Here is a 17,743-nt window from a genome sequence, read left to right on the forward strand (position 1 = left end):
CTGCCCGAGTCAACCCGGGCAACACAGTCGGGGCGTCATGATGGGACGGTGCGTCCAGTCCCCATCCGTGTGATCTTCGCTGTGGCAGCCGTCGGCGCCTTCACGGCGTGCACCTCGCCTGCTTCCGTGGAGAACGCCGCGCCGCCCTCGGTGGTGGCGGGCGTGGGCGCCGACGGCATCGGCGACCCGTACTACCCCGACGACGGCAACGGCGGCTACGACGTCGTCGCCTACGAGGTGGGCATCACCTACGACCCGGAGTCCCGCAGGCTCGACGGTGACACCGTGGTCAAGGCGACGGCGTCGGAGGACCTGACCCGGTTCAACCTCGACCTCACCGGCTTCGAGGTCTCCGCCGTCGAGGTCGACGGCGTCGCGGCGTCGTTCGAGCGGGAGGGCGAGCAGGAACTGGTGGTCACCCCGGCGGCCCCGGTCTCCGGTGACTTCAGCGCGCGGGTGCGGTACTCCGGCAAGCCGGGGTCCGAGGACGAGGGGCCGCTGGGCGCCGGTGGCTGGCAGGGCACCCAGTCGGGCGGCGCTTTCGCCGCGGGTGAGCCGCACAGCGCCAGCAGCTGGTTCCCGGTCAACGACCACCCGCGCGACAAGGCCACCTTCGCGTTGTCCGCGCGCGTGCCCGACCCGTGGAGCGTGGTCTCCAACGGCGTCGAGGAGCCCCCGGTGAAGGCCGACGGCTGGACGACGTACCGCTGGGTGGAGCCCAACCGCGTCGCGACGTACCTGACCACCATCGGCATCGACAGGTGGACCATCGAGCGGTCGGCGCTGGCCGACGGCACGCCCGTGGTCAATGCCTACGCCCCCGGCGCGGAGGGCAAGCGGTCGGTGCAGGCGCGGATGCCGGAGGTGCTGGAGTTCCTGACCTCGAAGTTCGGGGAGTACCCGCAGAGCGCCGCGGGCGGGATCTACCTCAACGAGAACATCGGGTTCTCCCTGGAGACGCAGGGCAGGCCGATCTACGCGCGGTGGGCCGAGCTGGACGTGGTGGTGCACGAGCTGGCCCACCAGTGGTGGGGCAACAGCGTGTCGGTGGACACCTGGGCCGACATCTGCCTGAACGAGTGCTTCGCCTCCTACGCCATGTGGATGTGGGACGAGTCGCAGGGCGTCGACATCGACGCGCTGTACCGCACGACGGTCGCCCGCGCGTACGAGCGGGAGCGGTTCTGGAACCGCAAGCTCTACGACATGGGCGCGGGCAACGAGTTCACCGCCGTCTACGACAAGGGGCAGGTGGCCGTGCACGCCCTTCGCAGGCACATCGGCGACGAGGACTTCGACGAGGTCCTGCGCACGTGGCTGACGGCCAACGCCGACGGCAACGCCTCGTGGCCGCAGTTCGAGGACCTCGTCGCCGCGGTGGCGGGCGAGGACGTCCGCCCGTTCCTCGTCGCGTGGTTCCGCGACGCCGCCCGCCCGTCGGACGAGCACCTCTACCCCGGGCCGCTGGCGCGTTAGTCTGGGGTTATGGCAATCGTGAAGATCAACGCTATCGAGGTCCCCGAGGGCGCAGGCCCCGAGCTGGAGAAGCGCTTCGCCGCCCGCCTGGGCGCTGTCGACGGCCAGCCCGGCTTCCTCGGCTTCGAGCTCCTGCGGCCGGTGGCCGGGGAGAACCGCTACTTCGTGTACACCCGCTGGGAGACCGAGGAGCACTTCCAGGCGTGGATGGGCGGCTCGGCCAAGGAGGCGCACTCCGGCGAGCGCGCGAAGCCGGTGGGCACGGGCTCGGCGCTGCTGGAATTCGAGGTCGTCCAGAGCGCGGGGCCGCGTGAGTCTTGACGACGCCGCCGCGCTGATCGCCTCGGCGGACGCCGTCCTGGTGTGCGCCGGGGCGGGGATGGGGGTGGACTCCGGGCTGCCGGACTTCCGGGGTGACACCGGTTTCTGGGCGGCGTACCCCCCGTACGCCCGCCTGGGCCTGCGGTTCGTGGAACTGGCCGACCCGGTGCACTTCTCGGCCGACCCGGAGCTGGCGTGGGGGTTCTACGGCCACCGGCTGGCCCTGTACCGCTCGGCCGTGCCACACGCGGGGTTCGAGGTGCTGCGGTCCCTCGGCGCCCGGGTGTTCACGTCCAATGTGGACGGCCAGTTCCAGAAGGCGGGCTTCGCCGACGTGGCCGAGGTACACGGCTCGATCCACCACTTGCAGTGCCTGGGCCCCTGCTCCGGCCAAGTGTGGCCCGCCGACGACCTGGACATCGAGGTCGACCCGGAAACCATGCGGGCGGTCGGGAAGCTCCCCTCCTGCCCGGACTGCGGAAACCTGGCCCGCCCCAACATCCTCATGTTCGGCGACTACACCTGGGTCCCCCACCGAAGCCAGGAAGCCCTGGACGCCTTGAACACCTGGCGCCGAACAGCCGGACGCGTCGCGGTGCTGGAGATCGGCGCCGGGACAGCGGTCCCCACCGTCCGCCGAATGGCAGAACTGGCCACCGCGGCCTCAGGGGCCCTGATCCGCGTCAACCCCAGGGAGAGCACCGTCCGCCACGGCCGCGGCATCAGCCTCCCCATGGGCGCCGCGGAAGCCCTGACAGCCTTGAAAGACCGCCTACCCTGACCCACACCTGACCAGCCGCTGGACCGCGCGGGGGTCAGGAGACGAAGTCCAGGGTGGGCAGGCTCTCCAGGCCGGCGGCCAGTTCACCGTTGGTGAGGACGGCCAGCACCTTGAACCCCGGCCTGAGTCCTCGACGGACGTAGACGAGGACGTAGTTCCACGCCGCGTCACCCGCGTCCGGGGGGTCCACCCCCTGGGCGATGGCGGCATCGAGTTCTTCTCTGCGCCGCGGGAGGATGCAGCGCCGCCACAAGAAGGCGCCCAATTGCCCGCCATCGCCGTCGGAAGGCTCGTCCAGGGCCTCCCGGGCGACCCGAACGAGTTCCCGAACGGCCCGCTCGCTGGAGACCTTGACGTTCAGGTCCTCAACGGCGCGGGGGCCCCATTCGAGTTGGTACACACAGCCACCATCTATGGCGCGGCCTCCGGTTGTTTCGCGATCTCCCGGGTTTCACCCAAACAGCTCAGTGGCCCGCACCGTTCAGGGTTGGTGGTTTTTCCACTGTTCCAGGACGTCGTCGGTCGAGTACGTGATGACGTCCTGGTCCGTCGCCCGCTTCTCCAACTCGGAGTGGAGTTCACCGTGCGAGAGGACGAGCTGTTCGACGGAGGAGTCCCGCAACGGCGTGATCAGCGCGACGAACCGACCGTGTTTGGTGACCACGGCGGGAATGTGGGAATCGTTGATCTCGTCGAGCACACGAGCGGTGTTCTGGTTCAGCTCGCGCATCGTGTACGTCTTGAACTCCGCCAGTCTCGTCTTCGGTGACATGGCCACTCCTCCTCCAGGCCAGGTGACCCCAGTTTCACTCCCGGACATGATCTCAAACACCACCGACACCCAGGAGGCGTCGAGCCACCGTCACGGAAAGAGTCCGCGACGCTCGTGACGGGCGCCAACGGGGTCGGTCCCGCGCAGGCGTCACCCCTGTGGTCGAGGGCCCCGGCTCGGACGACAAAGGTGTGGTCACCAACACGACCCGCCGACAATGCAAGCGCGCGCAGCGCACAGTCCTGACCGAGCAGGGTCCCGCCAGCCGAGGGGGAGAGCCGCCCCGGCTGCCCGCGTCCCGGGACGCGGCCACCAGGGCTGCCCTCACTCCTCGGTGCGCTTTCAGCGTCTCCGTCACGGCGGGTATTCGGTCCACGTGCTTCCTCGCCGGCATGGGAGGAGGCACGTCATCACCTTCGCTCCTGGGTCTCATGGCGCCTCCTCCTGCTCGAACCAGTTGTACTATATTTGTACTACAACGGCGGGGCTTGTCAAGCGAGTCGGGGGAACTGGATGAACAGCGCAGGTCAGGAGGGTTCCCACGAACCCGTGGACCGGAATCAGGAGCTGGAGTCGATCCGGTCCGCCGCTCGATGGCTGGTGGCCGCGGCGGCCGCGATGGCGGCGGTGATCATGGCCGGACTCCAGGTCTCCGCTGTCACCAAGATCGACGGACCGGCTTCTCGGATGGTGGTGGCCGTTGCCGCGGCGGTGCTGGGGGCGATGGCCGCGGGCTGGATCTTGGTGCGCGCGGCACGGGTGCTGGTTTCACCGGCGTGGACGCTCGGAAAACTGACCGGCTTGGAACGCACCCGACCGGACCATTGGCGCGAACACCCGATCAACCGTGAACTCCAAGGCAGCAAGAGCCTGCTCACCACTGGGCGGGAACTCGTCCTCGGCGAGATCTACCGGGCGCAACGCGAGTTGTTCGTCGCCACCACCACGCTCCAGGAGACCGGCAGTGTCACCGTGTCCACGAGCTTGTCGCCGAGCACGAGTGCCCGTTCCCCCATCGTTTATGACGCGAACAGCGACACCGACGAGCGGCGACTGCGGCAGCGATTGGATACCGTCACGGAAATCGCGGGCCGCATCGCCGAGACCGCCAATCTGGCCGAGACCCGTCAGCGCTACCACACCCTCGTCCGCGACCTCCGTATCGCGGGCGTCCTCCTGATCGCGTGTTTACTCACGTTCGTCCTGGCATCGGCGCCCGCCAACGGCGCCCCGGTCACCACGCCCCTCAAGGTCGAACTCCGCTTCGTGCCGGACCAGGACGCACTGGCAGAGGCTGATCTCCCCCGCGGTTGCGCGGGACTCAGCGTCGAGGCCATCGCGCTCGGCGGAACCCTCGAAGAACCTGTGGTCACCAGTGTGCAGAAGCCCGCGTGCGCGTTGTCCCAGAAACGCGTCCCCACCGGCATTGCCACCATCCTCCCGAGCATCGTGTCGAAACCGTGAACGCCACCAACCGGTGGTATTTCGGCGCTGGCCACTCAAGGCGGCACAGCTCTGGTCGGTCCACCGGCGCGGACTCGTTCGCGGTTGCCTGTGGATAACCTCGACGGGTGTGGACAACACGGCGGTGCGAGGTTCCCGGCGGCCGCTAGGCACTGCTCTGGTGAGCCGGAGCAGGTCGGCAGGCATGGGCTGTGTTCTCGCATATCTGCTGGTCAGGCCGCTGTCCGGGCTGGTGTTCACCCCTTCCGCAGGGGGAAGGGTTCATGGTGGTGACTGTGGATAACTCGGACGGGCTGTGGACAGAGCGCGGAGTCGGGACTGGGGCGGGGTGATCTGGGAGGCTGGGCGGCGTGGAGGTGCTGCTGCTGGGGCCCGTGCGCGCTGTTGGGCGAGACGGGGTGGAGGTGGCGCTCGGCGGCAGCAGGCTCAAGGCGGTGCTCGCTCGGCTCGCGCTGGACGCGGGTCGCGTTGTGCCGGTGGGGACGTTGATCGACGAGTTGTGGGGCGCGGCGCCGCCTGGGGATGCGGTCAACGCCCTGCATTCGCTGGTGTCGCGGCTGCGGAAGGCGCTGCGGGACGGGGGTGTGGTCGAGTCGCACGCGGTGGGGTACCGGCTGGTGGCCGATGTGGACATCGCGCGGTTCGAGCAGGGGGTGGCTGACGGGCGGGCGGCGGTGCGGGCGGGGCGGTACGGGGAGGCGGCTGCCGTGCTGCGGGCCGCGCTGGGGTTGTGGCGGGGGACGCCGCTGGGTGGGGTGGGGGACGTCGGGTTCGCGACGGCGGCGGTCGTGCGGCTCGGCGAACTGCGCACGGCCGCCGTCGAGGACCGGATCGAGGCGGACCTCCACCTCGGCGGCCAGGTAATCGGCGAGCTGCGGAGCGCGGTGGCCGAGCAGCCGCTGCGGGAGCGGCCCGCCGGGCTGTTGATGCGCGCGCTGGCGGTCGCCGGACGGCAGGCCGAGGCCCTGTCCGCGTACGACCGCATCCGCCGCGACCTGGCCGAGCAACTGGGGGTCGAGCCGTCGGCGGAACTCCGTGAGCTGCACCTCGCGGTACTGCGCGGCGAGCTGACCCCCAGGCGCGGAACCCGGCTGCCTGCCCCGCTGACCAGCTTCGTCGGCCGGACGAGCGAACTCGCCGAGTTGCGGGGCCTGCTCGCCCGCAGGCGCCTGGTGACGCTGGTCGGTCCAGGAGGGGCAGGGAAAACCCGGCTGGCAACAGTGCTCGCCACCGAACCCGGCGACACCGAGGGCGCCGGACTGTCCCCCGGACACGCCGAAGGGGCACGGGCCGCCGACACCGTGCCGCGCGTCGAACGGACCGGTGGTGAACGGGCGGCGGTCGTGTGGTTTGTCGAGTTGGCCGGGGTGCGGGCCGCCGAGGATGTGACGGCCGCGGTGCTCACTGCGCTGGGTGGGCGGGACGCGCCGTTGTTCGAGGCGGTGCAGGTGCGGACGCCGGTCGACCGGATCGTGGAGGTGTTGTCGGCGCAGCCGGGGCTGTTGGTGCTCGACAACTGCGAGCACCTCATCGAGGCGGCCGCGCACCTGGCCGACCGGCTGCTCGCGCGCTGTCCCGGGCTGCGGGTGCTCGCCACCAGCCGGGAGCCGCTGGCCATCACCGGGGAGGCGGTCTTCAGCGTGGGGCCGCTGCCCGCCGACGACGCGCTGCGGCTGTTCGTCGAGCGGGCGGCCTCGGCCAGTCCGGGGGTCAGGGTGGACCTGGGCACCGCGGCCGAGGTGTGCGGGCGGCTGGACGGGCTGCCGCTGGCGGTGGAGTTGGCGGCGGCGCGGCTGCGGTCGATGACGTTGCGGCAGGTCGCCGAGCGGCTGGACGACCGGTTCCGGCTGCTCACCGGCGGCGACCGCACGGCGCTGCCGCGGCACAGGACCCTGCGCGCGGTGGTGGAGTGGAGCTGGGACCTGCTGGAGAAGCCCGAGCGGCTGCTGGCGGCGCGGCTGTCGGTGTTCCCGGCGGGCGCGGTGGCCGAGTCGGTGACCGCCGTGGCCGCCGACCTCCCCGCCGACGACGTGGTCTACGTGCTGGCGTCGCTGGTGGAGAAGTCGCTGGTGACCGCCACCGAGGGGCGCGACGGGCAGGTCCGGTACCGGATGCTGGAGACCGTGCGGGCGTACGCGGGCGAACGGCTGGGCGAGGACGCGGGCCGGGTCCGGCTCGCCTTCGCCCGGCACGTGCTGGACCTGCTCACCGAGGCCGAGCCGCGACTGCGCGGGCCCGACCAGGTGCCGTGGCTGGCGCGGCTGAGCGCCGAGCAGCCCAACCTGCTGGCCGCGATACGCGGGGCGGCCGCGGCGGGTGCGGCCGAGCTGGCCTGCCTGATCGCGGCGCGGGCGACCTGGTACTGGGTGCTCAGCGGCACGCACCAGGAGAACAGCCCGCTCGCCGCGGAGGTGCTGAAGCTCCCCGGGAGCGGGCCGCCGCACGCGGTGGCGACCCTGCGGGCGTACTCGGCGTTCGGCGAGTTCGGCGGGATGCCCTCACCGGAGGTCGTGCGCGCGCTGGTGGCCGAGCTGGCCGAGACCGACGCCATGGCGCACCACCCCGTCATGGCGATGCTGGAGCCGATGCTGGCCGCCTACAGCGGCGACTCCGCCCTGGCCGACCAGCGCCTCACCCGCGCCGAGACCCACTGCGACCCGTGGGCCCGCGCCGTCGCCCAGCTCGGCCGCGCCTACCTGGCCGACAACGACGGGAACCACAGCGCCGCCGCCCACCACGGCGCGCGCGCCCTCGCCGACTTCCGCGCCATCGGCGACCGGTGGGGCCAGGCCATGGCCGTCATGCACGTGGCGGAGCGCCACTCCCTGCAAGGCGACCACCCCGCCGCGCTCGCCACCCACGAGGAGGCCGTGCGCCTGGTCGCCGAGCTGGGCGCGCAGGACGAACTGGCGGGCACCCTGGCCCGCCTCGGCGTCGAACGCGCCCGCGGGGGCGACCTCACGGGCGCCGAGCGCGACCTGACCGAGGCCCTGCGCCTGGCCACCGACCGCGGCGGCAGGGAACTGGCCGCCCTGGCCCACTTCTGGCTCAGCACCGTCGCCCGCCGCCGCGGCGACCCCGACACCGCCGCCGCCCACCTGGCCACCGGCCGTTCCCTGCTGGCGGAGGTCCCCCGCGTCTCTCCACAGTGGACGGCAATCCACCTGTGCGCCGAAGCCGACCTGGCCACCGACCGCGGCGACCAGGCCGCCGCCCTCACCCACCTGCGCCAAGCACTCATGGCGATGGCGGAAGTCCCCGACATGCCAGTGACCGCGGCCATAGCCGACTCCACCGCCTACGCCATGGCCGCCACCGGCGACCACCGGGCCGCCGCCCGCATGGCGGGCGTCGGCACAGCCATCCGCGGCACCCCAGACCTGGGCAGCCCCGACCTGGCAGACCTACTCTCCAAGGTGGACAAGGCAATCGGCCAGGAGGCGAGGACCGCCGCCCAAGAAGCAGGCGCAGCCCTCCCCAGAACCGCCGCCCTGGCCGAACTGACCACAGCGGTACAAGAGATCTGACACCGGTAAGCACACTTGGCCGAAGTTCACGCTGGGGCTCAGGAGATTCGGCGGCGGTAGGCGCGCAGGGCCAGGGGGAAGAATATGGCGACGATCACCGCGGCCCAGAGGAAGGCCCAGCCCGCGGAGGCCACCCACTCGCCGCCGAGGAGCAGGCCGCGGGCGGCGGCGGCCAGGTGGGTGACGGGGTTGACCTCCACCCAGGCGCGGAGCCAGCCGGGCATGGTGTCGGCGGGGACGAAGATGTCGCTGCCGAAGGTCAGGGGCATGATGAAGGCGACCAGGGTGCCCGGCACCGCCTGCGGTGACTTCACCAGCATGCCCACCCACACCGAGACCCAGCACAGGCAGAGTCCGAACAGGACCATCATGGCGAAGGCGATCAGGAACCGCAGCGGGTCGGTCTGAACGCGGAAGCCGAGGATGACGGCGAACACCAGCAGGACGGTCAAGGTCACCACGAACCGCACGATGTCGCCGAGGACGGCGCCCACCAGGGGGGCGGCGCGGGCGATGGGCATGCTGCGGAAGCGGTCGAAGACGCCCGTGGTGATGTCGGTGTTCAGGGCCGTTCCGGTGCCGAGGCTGGCGAAGGCGATGTTCTGGACCATCAGGCCCGGCAGCAGGAACTGCAGGTACTCACCCGGGCTGCCGGAGATCGCGCCGCCGAAGAGGTAGACGAACACGACCAGGAAGATGATCGGCTGCAGGGTGACGTCCAGCAGCGAGGCGGGGTTCTTGCGGGTCTTGGTGATGCTGCGGCCCGCCAGCGCCAGGCCGTGCCGCAGCCCGTCAAGCGGTCCGACGTGGACGATCGCGCTCATGCGACGCTCGCTTCCGCGACATGGCCGGTCAGGGACAGGAAGACCTCGTCGAGGCTGGGCAGGCGCAGGGCCAGCTCGTCGGCGGTGATGCCCGCCTCATCCAGCCTTCTGACCAATGTGGACAGCAGGACCGAGTCGGCCACGGGGACGGTGAGGACGCCGGTGTCGGGGTTGACGTGCGGTTCCGCGCCGGTGAGGGCCGCCAGGATGCCCGCCACGGCGGGGACGTCGGCGGCCAGGCTCGGGCGCACCTGCATCGACTGCGAGCCGGTCCTGCGCTTGAGCTCGTGCGGGGTGCCGCTGGCGATGACGCGGCCGTGGTCGATCACCGTGACGAGGTCGGCGAGCTGGTCGGCCTCGTCGAGGTACTGGGTGGTCAGCAGCACCGTCACCCCGTCGCCGACCAGGCCGCGGACGATGCCCCACACCTCGTTGCGGCTGTGCGGGTCCAGGCCGGTGGTGGGCTCGTCCAGGTAGAGCACCTGCGGCCCGCCGACCAGGCTCGCGGCCAGGTCGACGCGGCGGCGCATACCGCCGGAGTAGGTCTTCACCGACCGGCCCGCGGCGTCGGTCAGCTCGAAGCGGGCCAGCAGGTCGGCCGCGGTGGCCCGGGCATCGGCCCTGGGCTTGCCGAGCAGCCTGCCGATCAGCACCAGGTTCTCCGTGGCGGACAGGTCCTCGTCCACCGAGGCGTACTGCCCGGTCAGCCCGATCAGCCCGCGCACCGCCGTGGCCTGCGTGCGCACGTCGTACCCGCCGACCCTGGCACTCCCGGCGTCGGCCTTGAGCAGCGTGGCCAGCACCCGCACGGCGGTGGTCTTGCCCGCCCCGTTGGGCCCGAGCACCCCCAGCACCTTCCCAGCGGGCACCGCCAGGTCGACCCCGTCGAGGGCCACAGTGTCGCCGAAGCGCTTCACCAGGCCCTCGGCCTCGATCGCGTACATGTGTCCTCCCTTCACTCGACCGCCACACTTCCCACCGGCGCTGTCAGCGCCCGCACACGGCGCTGTCAGGCATCCTGGTCGCATGCGAACGGCCGAACTCGACACCCCCGCGCCGCCCGCGCAGCGCCGCCGCCCACGACGCTGGGTGACGATCCTGCTGGCGCTGCCGGTGCTGTTCCTCATCGGGGTGGGCGTGCTGCGCCTGGTCGGGGTCGACGGCAACCGGTTCACCGTGGCCCTGCTGGCCCTGACCCCCTACCTCACGGCCTTCGGCGCGCTGATGACCCTCATCACGCTGGCCGCCCGCCGCCGCCTGCTGATGGTCGCCGCGCTCATCACCACCGTCGCCCTCGGCACCGTCCTGGTCCCCCGCAGCCTCGGCGACGCCAACCAGCCGGGCAGCGGCCAGCGGGTGCGCGTCATGACGGCCAACCTGCTGCACGGCCGCGCCGACCCCGCCGCCCTGCTCGCCCTGGCCCGCGACTCCCGGGTGGACGTCCTGGCAGTGCAGGAGCTGACCCCCGACGCCGTGGCCGCCCTGGACGCCGAGGGCCTGCGCGCCCTGTTCCCGTACCGCGTCCTGCGCGATGAGCCCGGCGGCTCCGGCAGCGGCGTCCTGGCCAGGGTCCCGCTGCGCCAGATCGTCCTGGTCGAGCAGTCCACCCTCGAACAGGTGGCCGTGGTGGCCGACTTCTCCGGGCCCACCGACGTCGAGGTCCTCTCGGTGCACGTCTTCCCGGCCGTGGTCAGCGCGGGCGCCCGCCAGACCTGGGAACGCGAGCTGGCCGAGCTGCCCGCCCCCGACCCGGCGGGCCGCCCCCGCGTCCTCGCGGGCGACTTCAACGCCACCCTCGACCACAGCGCCCTGTCCAGGCTCATGGACCGCGGCTACCGCGACGCCGCCGAACTCACCGGCGAAGGGCTCCGCCCCACCTGGTCGCAACCCCCGTTCGGCCCCCCGGTGACCATCGACCACGTCCTGGTGGACCGCCGGGTCCAGGCCGCCACCCTCGCCGTCTACGACCTCCCGGGGAGCGACCACAACGCGGTCGTCGCCGAGCTGGTCCTGCCCAGCTGACGCACAAAAAACCGCTCCCGGGCCAATTCGGCCCGGGAGCGGTCTGCTTCTGGTCTTCTGCGCTCAGTCAGCCGACTCGGCCGACTCCTCGCCGCCGCCGGAAGCCGACAGCTCGACGAGCGGCGAGTCCGGCACCCGGTCGCGCTTCTCGCCGCGGAAGGTGAAGCGCGCCTTGTCCGACGGGGTCTCCTCGCCGTCCCAGCCCTCCACGTCGGTGACGATGATCTGGCCGGGCACGATCTCCCCGAACAGGATCTTCTCCGAGAGCTGGTCCTCGATCTCGCGCTGGATCGTGCGGCGCAGCGGCCGCGCGCCCAGCACCGGGTCGAACCCGCGCTTGGCCAGCAGCATCTTCGCCCTGTCGGTCAGCTCGAGGGCCATGTCCTTGCTCTTGAGCTGCGTCTCGACGCGGCCGATCATCAGGTCGACCATCTTGATGATCTGCGGCTCGGTGAGCTGGTGGAAGACGATGATGTCGTCGATGCGGTTGAGGAACTCCGGGCGGAAGTGCTTCTTCAGCTCGTCGTTGACCTTGTTCTTCATCCGCTCGTAGTTCGAGCCCTGGTCGTTGCCCGAGGTGAACCCGAGGCCCACGGCCTTGGAGATGTCCTGGGTGCCCAGGTTGGAGGTGAAGATGATCACCGTGTTCTTGAAGTCCACCGTGCGGCCCTGGCCGTCGGTGAGGCGACCGTCCTCCAGCACCTGCAGGAGGGTGTTGTAGACCTCCTGGTGCGCCTTCTCGATCTCGTCGAAGAGCACCACCGAGAACGGCTTGCGGCGCACCTTCTCGGTGAGCTGGCCGCCCTCCTCGTAGCCGACGTACCCGGGAGGGGCGCCGAACAGCCGGGAGGCGGTGTAGCGGTCGTGGAACTCGCCCATGTCGATCTGGATGAGCGCGTCGTCCTCGCCGAAGAGGAAGTTCGCCAGCGCCTTGGACAGCTCGGTCTTACCGACACCGGACGGACCGGCGAAGATGAACGAGCCGGACGGGCGCTTGGGGTCCTTCAGACCCGCGCGGGTGCGGCGGATCGCCTGGGAGACGGCCTTGACGGCGTCCTCCTGGCCGATGATCCGCTTGTGGACCTCGTCCTCCATGCGGAGCAGGCGGGAGGTCTCCTCCTCGGTGAGCTTGAACACCGGGATGCCGGTCCAGTTGGCCAGCACCTCCGCGATCTGCTCGTCGTCGACCTCGGCGACGACGTCGAGGTCGCCGTCCTTCCACTGCTTCTCCCGCTCGGCCTTCTGGCCCAGCAGCGTCTTCTCGGTGTCGCGCAGCTTGGCGGCCCGCTCGAAGTCCTGCGCGTCGATCGCGGACTCCTTCTCCCGGCGCACGTCGGCGATCTTCTCGTCGAACTCGCGCAGGTCCGGCGGCGCGGTCATCCGGCGGATGCGCATGCGCGCGCCCGCCTCGTCGATGAGGTCGATCGCCTTGTCCGGCAGGAAGCGGTCGTTGATGTAGCGGTCGGCCAGGGTCGCGGCGGCCACCAAGGCGGCGTCGGTGATCGTGACGCGGTGGTGCGCCTCGTACCGGTCGCGCAGGCCCTTGAGGATCTCGATGGTGTGCTCGAGCGACGGCTCGCCCACCTGGATCGGCTGGAAGCGGCGCTCGAGGGCCGGGTCCTTCTCGACGTACTTGCGGTACTCGTCGAGGGTGGTCGCGCCGATCGTCTGCAGCTCGCCGCGGGCCAGCATCGGCTTGAGGATGGAGGCCGCGTCGATGGCGCCCTCGGCCGCGCCCGCGCCGACGAGGGTGTGGATCTCGTCGATGAACAGGATGATGTCGCCGCGGGTCTTGATCTCCTTGAGCACCTTCTTCAGGCGCTCCTCGAAGTCACCGCGGTAGCGGGAGCCTGCGACCAGCGAGCCCAGGTCCAGGGTGTAGAGCTGCTTGTCCTTCAGCGTCTCGGGCACCTCGCCCTTGACGACCATCTGGGCCAGCCCCTCGACCACGGCGGTCTTGCCCACGCCGGGCTCGCCGATGAGGACCGGGTTGTTCTTGGTGCGCCGCGACAGCACCTGCATGACCCGCTCGATTTCCTTGCTCCGGCCGATGACCGGGTCCAGCTTGCCCTCGCGGGCGCTGGCGGTCAGGTTGCGGCCGAACTGGTCGAGCACCAGCGAGGAGGACGGCGTGCCCTCGCCGCGGCCACCGGTCTCGGTGGCCTCCTTGCCGGTCTGGTAGCCCGAGAGCAGCTGCAGCACCTGCTGGCGGACGCGGTTGAGGTCGGCGCCGAGCTTGACCAGGACCTGGGCGGCCACGCCCTCGCCCTCGCGGATCAGGCCCAGGAGGATGTGCTCGGTGCCGATGTAGTTGTGGCCGAGCTGCAGCGCCTCGCGCAGTGACAGCTCCAGCACCTTCTTGGCCCTCGGGGTGAACGGGATGTGCCCGCTGGGCGCGTGCTGCCCCTGGCCGATGATCTCCTCGACCTGCTGGCGCACGCCCTCGAGGGCGATCCCCAACGACTCCAGGGCCTTGGCGGCGACACCCTCACCCTCGTGGATCAAGCCCAGGAGGATGTGCTCGGTGCCGATGTAGTTGTGGTTTAGCATCCTGGCCTCTTCCTGGGCCAGGACGACCACCCGCCTCGCGCGGTCGGTGAACCTTTCGAACATTCTCACTCCCTGACTGCTGCGCCGGCGGCCCTTCTCCACCTCTTGGTAGTGGATTCAGCACCGTGGGACCACTGTAGTAGGCCGGGCTGCCATGCTCATGGCCGCAAGCGGCTCAACATGCCAACGTCGCCCAGACGGAGGCCCCGTCACCCATCACAACGTGCGATGACCGGGTCGAATTCCGTGATCATGGGGTTGTCCGCTGAGCGCGAACACGTCCTCGCGTTTCCGCGCTTCGAGCCTGACAGGCGGATGTCAACGCCGTTCGGTAAGGTTAGGCATGCCTTATCAACTGACCGCGTCCTTCTGGAGCAGCAGTTGAGCCTCGACTCCAGCATCCGCGCCGCTCCGCGCCCCAGCCACCGGACGTTGTCGGAATCACTCTCCGTCGTGAACTCGCGCCAGTCGCGGATGGCGCTCACCCACGGCCTGCCGTCCGCGGCGGGCTGGGTGACCTGCGCGGGCTTCCTGGCCACGCCGGAGGCCGTCCCCCGCTGGCGGGCCGCGCTGTCCCGATGGCTGCGCGACCAGTACGCCGACTCCCCCGACCAGACCACCGCGGGCTACGTCATGGCGTGGTACCTCTCCGTGCCCGCGTACGTGGCGGGGCTGCTGTTCCACCACGAGCGCCGCGTCCCGTCCCTGCGCCCGGCCGACCTCGCCTTCCGCACCGGCTACCCGCGCCCGCACCCGGCGGCCGTCGCGGTGCTCTCCCGCGGCTTCGCCTGCCTGCCCGACGACCCGGCGGCGAGCGCTCCCGAGGCACTCGTCGTACCCGACGAGTCCGCCCTGGCCGCCGTGCTGCGCGGGCGCTACACCGCGCACGCGGCACGGTTCATCGACGTCTTCGCCCCGCAGGTGCGCTTCGGCAGGCGCACGCTGTGGGCGGCGGCCACCGACGCCCTGGACAGCGCGCTGTGGCAGGCGGGCCGCTATGGCGGGGACGAGGCCGCCGGGGTCCTGGACGCGGCCCTGGTGCTCGCTGACGGGCCGTCCCCGCTCACCTCGGGCTCGACGCTGCGACCGGTGGACGGGGAGTGGACGCGGCGCCGGGAGAGCTGCTGCTTCCACTACCTGCTGGAACACGGCAAGGGCCCGTGCGGGACGTGCCCGAGGGTCACCCCCCGCTAGATCAGGAAGGCGGGCCGTAGGGAGGCTGCGGTCCCTGGGCGTAGGGCTGCGGAGGCCCCGGCGGCGGGCCGTAGCCGCTGTACGGGCTCGGGCTCGACTGGATGGGCCGCTTGGCAGGACCGCTCGCGGCACCGCGCGGTGCCATCCCGTTCATGGCGACCGCGCCGATCATCACCCCGATGCCCGCCAGCCCGATCGCCCCGGCCGAGATGGCCTGGGTCTGGTGCACGGAGACGATGGCGCACGCGGGGGCCGGGACCTCGTCGTCGCTCCGCTGCGCCTCGCGCATGTACTGCACCTCGCGCATGTAGCAGTGCGCGTCGGCGTCGTCGTGGACCGCGCCCGCCAGCGACACGGCGGTGACGCAGGCCACCAGTCCCGCGAGGATGAGCAGACCCTGGAAGACGCGGACCGCGATCGTCATGGTCCACAAAGTATCGGACCCGACTACCGGGCGTTCGCGTTCCTACCGGAGTCCCTCACTGGGAGCGAGCGGGTCGAACTCCTCGTTCTCCTGCAACGCCGTCCTGATCGCCTCGCGGTTCTCCTCGACCATCCGCTCGACGTGGCCGCGCAACAGGTCCGCGTGCGGGGAGGCGCCGCTGAAGATGGCCTGCCAGGAGTCCTGGCCGCGCTCGACCCGGCGGGCCAGCTCGCGCATGTCGCCGCCGAGCTCACCGCGGCGGGCGGCGTCCTGAAGGGCCTGCAGTTCCTCGCGGGTGGGCTGGTTCTTGCGCTGGAACCGGTAGAGGTCGTCCTGCGCGCGGCTGATCACCTGGTCCAGATCGGCCATGGCCGCCCGCAGGCGGCCCTCCATGTCCGGAAAGGTCATCGGCCCGCACCGGCCGGGGCGGCGGAGGGCGCGGGCGGCAGCGACTCGGCCGTGAAGGTGGCGACGCACAGCTTCACCATGTCGATCACCAGCTTGATCACGTCCCAGAACACGGTGATCACCTTGCGGGCGCTGTTGACCATCTTCACCCCGTCCCACACGCTGTCGATCAGCTTCCACTGGCCGTAGAACGGGATCGCGGCGTTGGTCAGCGCCGCCGACAGCAGGTCGATGACGGTCTTGATGATGTCCACCACGACCTGGGCCATCTTCACGGCCTGGTCGACCATGTCCTTCATGAACTCCGACAGCGAGCGCATCTTCGCGGCCTGGTCGGTCAGGGCGGTGCCCCACTCGGTCATCTGCGCGCCCGCCGCCGAGGCCGCCGCGCTCTGCCAGGTGCGGGCGATCGCCGCCGACCCCGCCTTGAGGTTGGCGTCGACGCCCTCGACGCACTCCGCGAGGCAGTTCCAGGCGGCCACCTGCATGGACGCCTTGCTGACGTCCCCGGCGATCCACTTGGTCACGTACTCGCGGGGATCGATGCCCGCGATCGAGTTGATCAGGTCGCAGACGGTGTCCCAGATGGCCCCGAAGGACACCTCGGGCAGGGTGATGTCCCCGGCGTTGAGGACCGCGAGCTTGGAGCGGGGCATGGTCTGGTCGGTGAAGGCCGCGGCCTCGCCGTCGTCGGAGCTGGTCAGCGCGCCGGAGCCGCCGAGCTCGGTGAAGCTCTGCGCGCCCTGCCGGTCGGCCGTGGCGTAGGCCTCCGCGCTGGCCAGCAGCGCGGCCTGCTCCTTGCCCAGGCCGGTGCCGTCCGCCTCCAGGATCGCGTGCATCTTGGGCAGCAGGCCCGCGTACTCGCTGGTGAACAGCTCCAGAATCCGGCCGAAGTCCGCGTCGGCGATGTTGCCCGTCGCGTACTCGTGGGCCGCGCCCAGGTCCGTCGCGCCGCGACCCACCTGGGACGCCCAGCCCCGCAGGTCGCTCAGTTCGACCACCACATCAGCCATCGCCGCCACCGTTTCCGCTAGTTGTGGATCTTCCAGAAGAAGACCATTAAGGCGACCTGGACGAGCACGACGGCGCCGAGCACGGCCCACTGCCTGCCGACGGACCAGCGCCGCAGGTGGGTCAGCACGGCCAGCCCGATGCCGAGGACACCGGAGGCGATCGCCGCGACGGCCCAGGGCAGGTCCCCGGAGGTCGCGCCGAGCACCGCGACGATGATCGAGAACACCACCGCGCCGTACACCATGGAGTCGCGCAGCAGGCCCTCGATGATGACGGCCGCGCCCCGGGGCAGGAAGCCCGCCCACGCCCGGCGGCGCTCGCCCGGCGTCTCGGCGCGGTCGACCCGCTCGGCCCACCGATCGGCGTCGCGAAAGACCGGGCTGTCCTCGTCACGGTCCGAATTCGGTCCTGACACGGGCGTCTCACCCTCACCTCGTTGCCCCATGCCGGGGCGGGGTCACCAGCGGATCAGACGGGGGTAATGGCGGGACGGTTCCCGCCGATCGCGGCGAGTGCCCCGCGAAATGCGTAAGGGGCCGTCGCCGACGGCGACGACCCCTATGCACGTGGGTGGTCGAAGTACTACGCCTGCTCGTTGTAGGCGTCCAAGACCTCCGACGGGATTCGACCGCGGTCGGAGACCTTCATGCCCTGCTTGCGGGCCCACTCGCGAATTGCCTGGTTCTGCTCGCGGTCGGCCGTGGCGGTGCGGGGGGCGCGGCCCGAGGCCGCCTTGCCCACCGGGCGCTTGCGGCCACCGGAACGGCGGGCGCTCTCCACGAAGTCCGACAGCGCCGAACGGAGTCGATCGGCATTCTTGCTGGACAGATCGATCTGGTAGGTCGCCCCGTCGAGTGCGAACTCCAGGGTCTCCTCAGCCTCCGAACCATCGAGGTCGTCGACGAGCGAAACCGTGACCTTCTGCGCCATAGCGCCTCCCTCAGACTGAATGTGCCGGCTCAGCGA

The 17,743-nt window shown here is 71.0% G+C and carries 17 protein-coding genes; 7 read left to right on the forward strand and 10 right to left on the reverse strand.

Annotation, left to right across the window (positions count from 1 at the left end; genetic code table 11):
- Window positions 1-81 precede the first annotated feature (81 nt).
- Genes ACTG9Q_RS11305 through ACTG9Q_RS11315 form a run of 3 tightly spaced genes read left to right on the forward strand, consistent with a single transcriptional unit; the run spans window position 82 to window position 2,578 of the window.
- Window positions 82-1,476, forward strand: a complete 1,395-nt coding sequence (locus ACTG9Q_RS11305; RefSeq protein ID WP_455572621.1) for a M1 family metallopeptidase — start codon at window positions 82-84, stop codon at window positions 1,474-1,476.
- A gap of 9 nt (window positions 1,477-1,485) precedes the next feature.
- On the forward strand, window positions 1,486-1,797 hold the full coding sequence (locus ACTG9Q_RS11310) for an antibiotic biosynthesis monooxygenase family protein (protein WP_455572622.1): 312 nt from the start codon (window positions 1,486-1,488) through the stop codon (window positions 1,795-1,797).
- On the forward strand, window positions 1,787-2,578 hold the full coding sequence (locus ACTG9Q_RS11315; protein WP_455572623.1) for an SIR2 family NAD-dependent protein deacylase: 792 nt from the start codon (window positions 1,787-1,789) through the stop codon (window positions 2,576-2,578). The genes ACTG9Q_RS11310 and ACTG9Q_RS11315 overlap by 11 nt, the downstream gene beginning before the upstream one ends.
- 34 nt (window positions 2,579-2,612) lie before the next feature.
- Here ACTG9Q_RS11315 and ACTG9Q_RS11320 read toward each other — a convergent pair whose 3' ends face one another.
- Together ACTG9Q_RS11320 and ACTG9Q_RS11325 are read right to left on the reverse strand one after the other, a co-directional pair.
- Complete coding sequence (locus ACTG9Q_RS11320; RefSeq protein ID WP_455572624.1) at window positions 2,613-2,978, reverse strand: hypothetical protein; 366 nt, start codon at window positions 2,976-2,978, stop codon at window positions 2,613-2,615.
- Between the two features lie 81 nt (window positions 2,979-3,059).
- Entirely contained in the window at window positions 3,060-3,350 is a 291-nt protein-coding gene (locus ACTG9Q_RS11325; protein ID WP_455572625.1) for a type II toxin-antitoxin system Phd/YefM family antitoxin, read from the reverse strand.
- A gap of 513 nt (window positions 3,351-3,863) precedes the next feature.
- Here ACTG9Q_RS11325 and ACTG9Q_RS11330 point away from each other — a divergent pair.
- Together ACTG9Q_RS11330 and ACTG9Q_RS11335 are read left to right on the forward strand one after the other, a co-directional pair.
- The gene (locus ACTG9Q_RS11330) at window positions 3,864-4,814 is read left to right on the forward strand and encodes a hypothetical protein (RefSeq protein WP_455572626.1); all 951 of its coding nucleotides are present in this window, start codon (window positions 3,864-3,866) and stop codon (window positions 4,812-4,814) included.
- Window positions 4,815-5,164: 350 nt separating this feature from the next.
- Window positions 5,165-8,341 (forward strand): BTAD domain-containing putative transcriptional regulator, encoded by a 3,177-nt coding sequence (locus ACTG9Q_RS11335; RefSeq protein WP_455572627.1) that lies wholly within the window; start codon window positions 5,165-5,167, stop codon window positions 8,339-8,341.
- Between the two features lie 38 nt (window positions 8,342-8,379).
- On the opposite strand, the gene ACTG9Q_RS11340 is transcribed toward ACTG9Q_RS11335, so the two are convergent.
- The gene (locus ACTG9Q_RS11340) at window positions 8,380-9,165 is read right to left on the reverse strand and encodes an ABC transporter permease (RefSeq protein WP_455572628.1); all 786 of its coding nucleotides are present in this window, start codon (window positions 9,163-9,165) and stop codon (window positions 8,380-8,382) included.
- Window positions 9,162-10,109, reverse strand: a complete 948-nt coding sequence (locus ACTG9Q_RS11345) for an ATP-binding cassette domain-containing protein (RefSeq protein WP_455572629.1) — start codon at window positions 10,107-10,109, stop codon at window positions 9,162-9,164. The genes ACTG9Q_RS11340 and ACTG9Q_RS11345 overlap by 4 nt, the downstream gene beginning before the upstream one ends.
- An 82-nt stretch (window positions 10,110-10,191) precedes the next feature.
- On the opposite strand from ACTG9Q_RS11345, the gene ACTG9Q_RS11350 reads away from it, so the two are divergent.
- On the forward strand, window positions 10,192-11,187 hold the full coding sequence (locus ACTG9Q_RS11350) for an endonuclease/exonuclease/phosphatase family protein (protein WP_455572630.1): 996 nt from the start codon (window positions 10,192-10,194) through the stop codon (window positions 11,185-11,187).
- 63 nt (window positions 11,188-11,250) lie between these two features.
- Here ACTG9Q_RS11350 and ACTG9Q_RS11355 read toward each other — a convergent pair whose 3' ends face one another.
- Window positions 11,251-13,800: an ATP-dependent Clp protease ATP-binding subunit gene (locus ACTG9Q_RS11355; protein ID WP_455572631.1), complete on the reverse strand. Its 2,550-nt coding sequence runs from the start codon at window positions 13,798-13,800 to the stop codon at window positions 11,251-11,253.
- A 390-nt stretch (window positions 13,801-14,190) separates the two neighbouring features.
- On the opposite strand from ACTG9Q_RS11355, the gene ACTG9Q_RS11360 reads away from it, so the two are divergent.
- Entirely contained in the window at window positions 14,191-14,931 is a 741-nt protein-coding gene (locus ACTG9Q_RS11360; RefSeq protein ID WP_455572632.1) for a (2Fe-2S)-binding protein, read from the forward strand.
- 1 nt (window position 14,932) lies between these two features.
- Here ACTG9Q_RS11360 and ACTG9Q_RS11365 read toward each other — a convergent pair whose 3' ends face one another.
- The 5 genes from ACTG9Q_RS11365 to ACTG9Q_RS11385 all read right to left on the reverse strand — a co-directional run bounded on the left by ACTG9Q_RS11365 (window position 14,933) and on the right by ACTG9Q_RS11385 (window position 17,707).
- The gene (locus ACTG9Q_RS11365; protein WP_455572633.1) at window positions 14,933-15,355 is read right to left on the reverse strand and encodes a hypothetical protein; all 423 of its coding nucleotides are present in this window, start codon (window positions 15,353-15,355) and stop codon (window positions 14,933-14,935) included.
- Window positions 15,356-15,397: 42 nt separating this feature from the next.
- Window positions 15,398-15,763: a hypothetical protein gene (locus tag ACTG9Q_RS11370; protein WP_455572634.1), complete on the reverse strand. Its 366-nt coding sequence runs from the start codon at window positions 15,761-15,763 to the stop codon at window positions 15,398-15,400.
- Window positions 15,760-16,776, reverse strand: coding sequence for a hypothetical protein (locus tag ACTG9Q_RS11375; RefSeq protein WP_455572635.1), 1,017 nt, complete (start codon window positions 16,774-16,776; stop codon window positions 15,760-15,762). Before ACTG9Q_RS11375 ends, ACTG9Q_RS11370 begins: the two co-directional genes overlap by 4 nt.
- Before the next feature lie 17 nt (window positions 16,777-16,793).
- Window positions 16,794-17,192 carry a hypothetical protein gene (locus tag ACTG9Q_RS11380; protein ID WP_455572636.1) on the reverse strand — a complete coding sequence of 133 codons (399 nt, stop codon included), beginning with the start codon at window positions 17,190-17,192 and terminating at the stop codon, window positions 16,794-16,796.
- Window positions 17,193-17,359: 167 nt separating this feature from the next.
- Complete coding sequence (locus ACTG9Q_RS11385; protein ID WP_455572637.1) at window positions 17,360-17,707, reverse strand: histone-like nucleoid-structuring protein Lsr2; 348 nt, start codon at window positions 17,705-17,707, stop codon at window positions 17,360-17,362.
- Window positions 17,708-17,743: the final 36 nt, after the last annotated feature.

This window comes from Actinokineospora lacus (genome assembly GCF_053813445.1).

Coding starts and splice junctions, on each gene's coding strand:
- ACTG9Q_RS11310 (WP_455572622.1), top strand. CDS start 1,486: ATGGCAATCGTGAAGATCAACGCTATCGAGGTCCCCGAGGGCGCAGGC.
- ACTG9Q_RS11325 (WP_455572625.1), bottom strand. CDS start 3,350: ATGTCACCGAAGACGAGACTGGCGGAGTTCAAGACGTACACGATGCGC.
- ACTG9Q_RS11330 (WP_455572626.1), top strand. CDS start 3,864: ATGAACAGCGCAGGTCAGGAGGGTTCCCACGAACCCGTGGACCGGAAT.
- ACTG9Q_RS11340 (WP_455572628.1), bottom strand. CDS start 9,165: ATGAGCGCGATCGTCCACGTCGGACCGCTTGACGGGCTGCGGCACGGC.
- ACTG9Q_RS11345 (WP_455572629.1), bottom strand. CDS start 10,109: ATGTACGCGATCGAGGCCGAGGGCCTGGTGAAGCGCTTCGGCGACACT.
- ACTG9Q_RS11350 (WP_455572630.1), top strand. CDS start 10,192: ATGCGAACGGCCGAACTCGACACCCCCGCGCCGCCCGCGCAGCGCCGC.
- ACTG9Q_RS11355 (WP_455572631.1), bottom strand. CDS start 13,800: ATGTTCGAAAGGTTCACCGACCGCGCGAGGCGGGTGGTCGTCCTGGCC.
- ACTG9Q_RS11365 (WP_455572633.1), bottom strand. CDS start 15,355: ATGACGATCGCGGTCCGCGTCTTCCAGGGTCTGCTCATCCTCGCGGGA.
- ACTG9Q_RS11370 (WP_455572634.1), bottom strand. CDS start 15,763: ATGACCTTTCCGGACATGGAGGGCCGCCTGCGGGCGGCCATGGCCGAT.
- ACTG9Q_RS11375 (WP_455572635.1), bottom strand. CDS start 16,776: ATGGCTGATGTGGTGGTCGAACTGAGCGACCTGCGGGGCTGGGCGTCC.
- ACTG9Q_RS11385 (WP_455572637.1), bottom strand. CDS start 17,707: ATGGCGCAGAAGGTCACGGTTTCGCTCGTCGACGACCTCGATGGTTCG.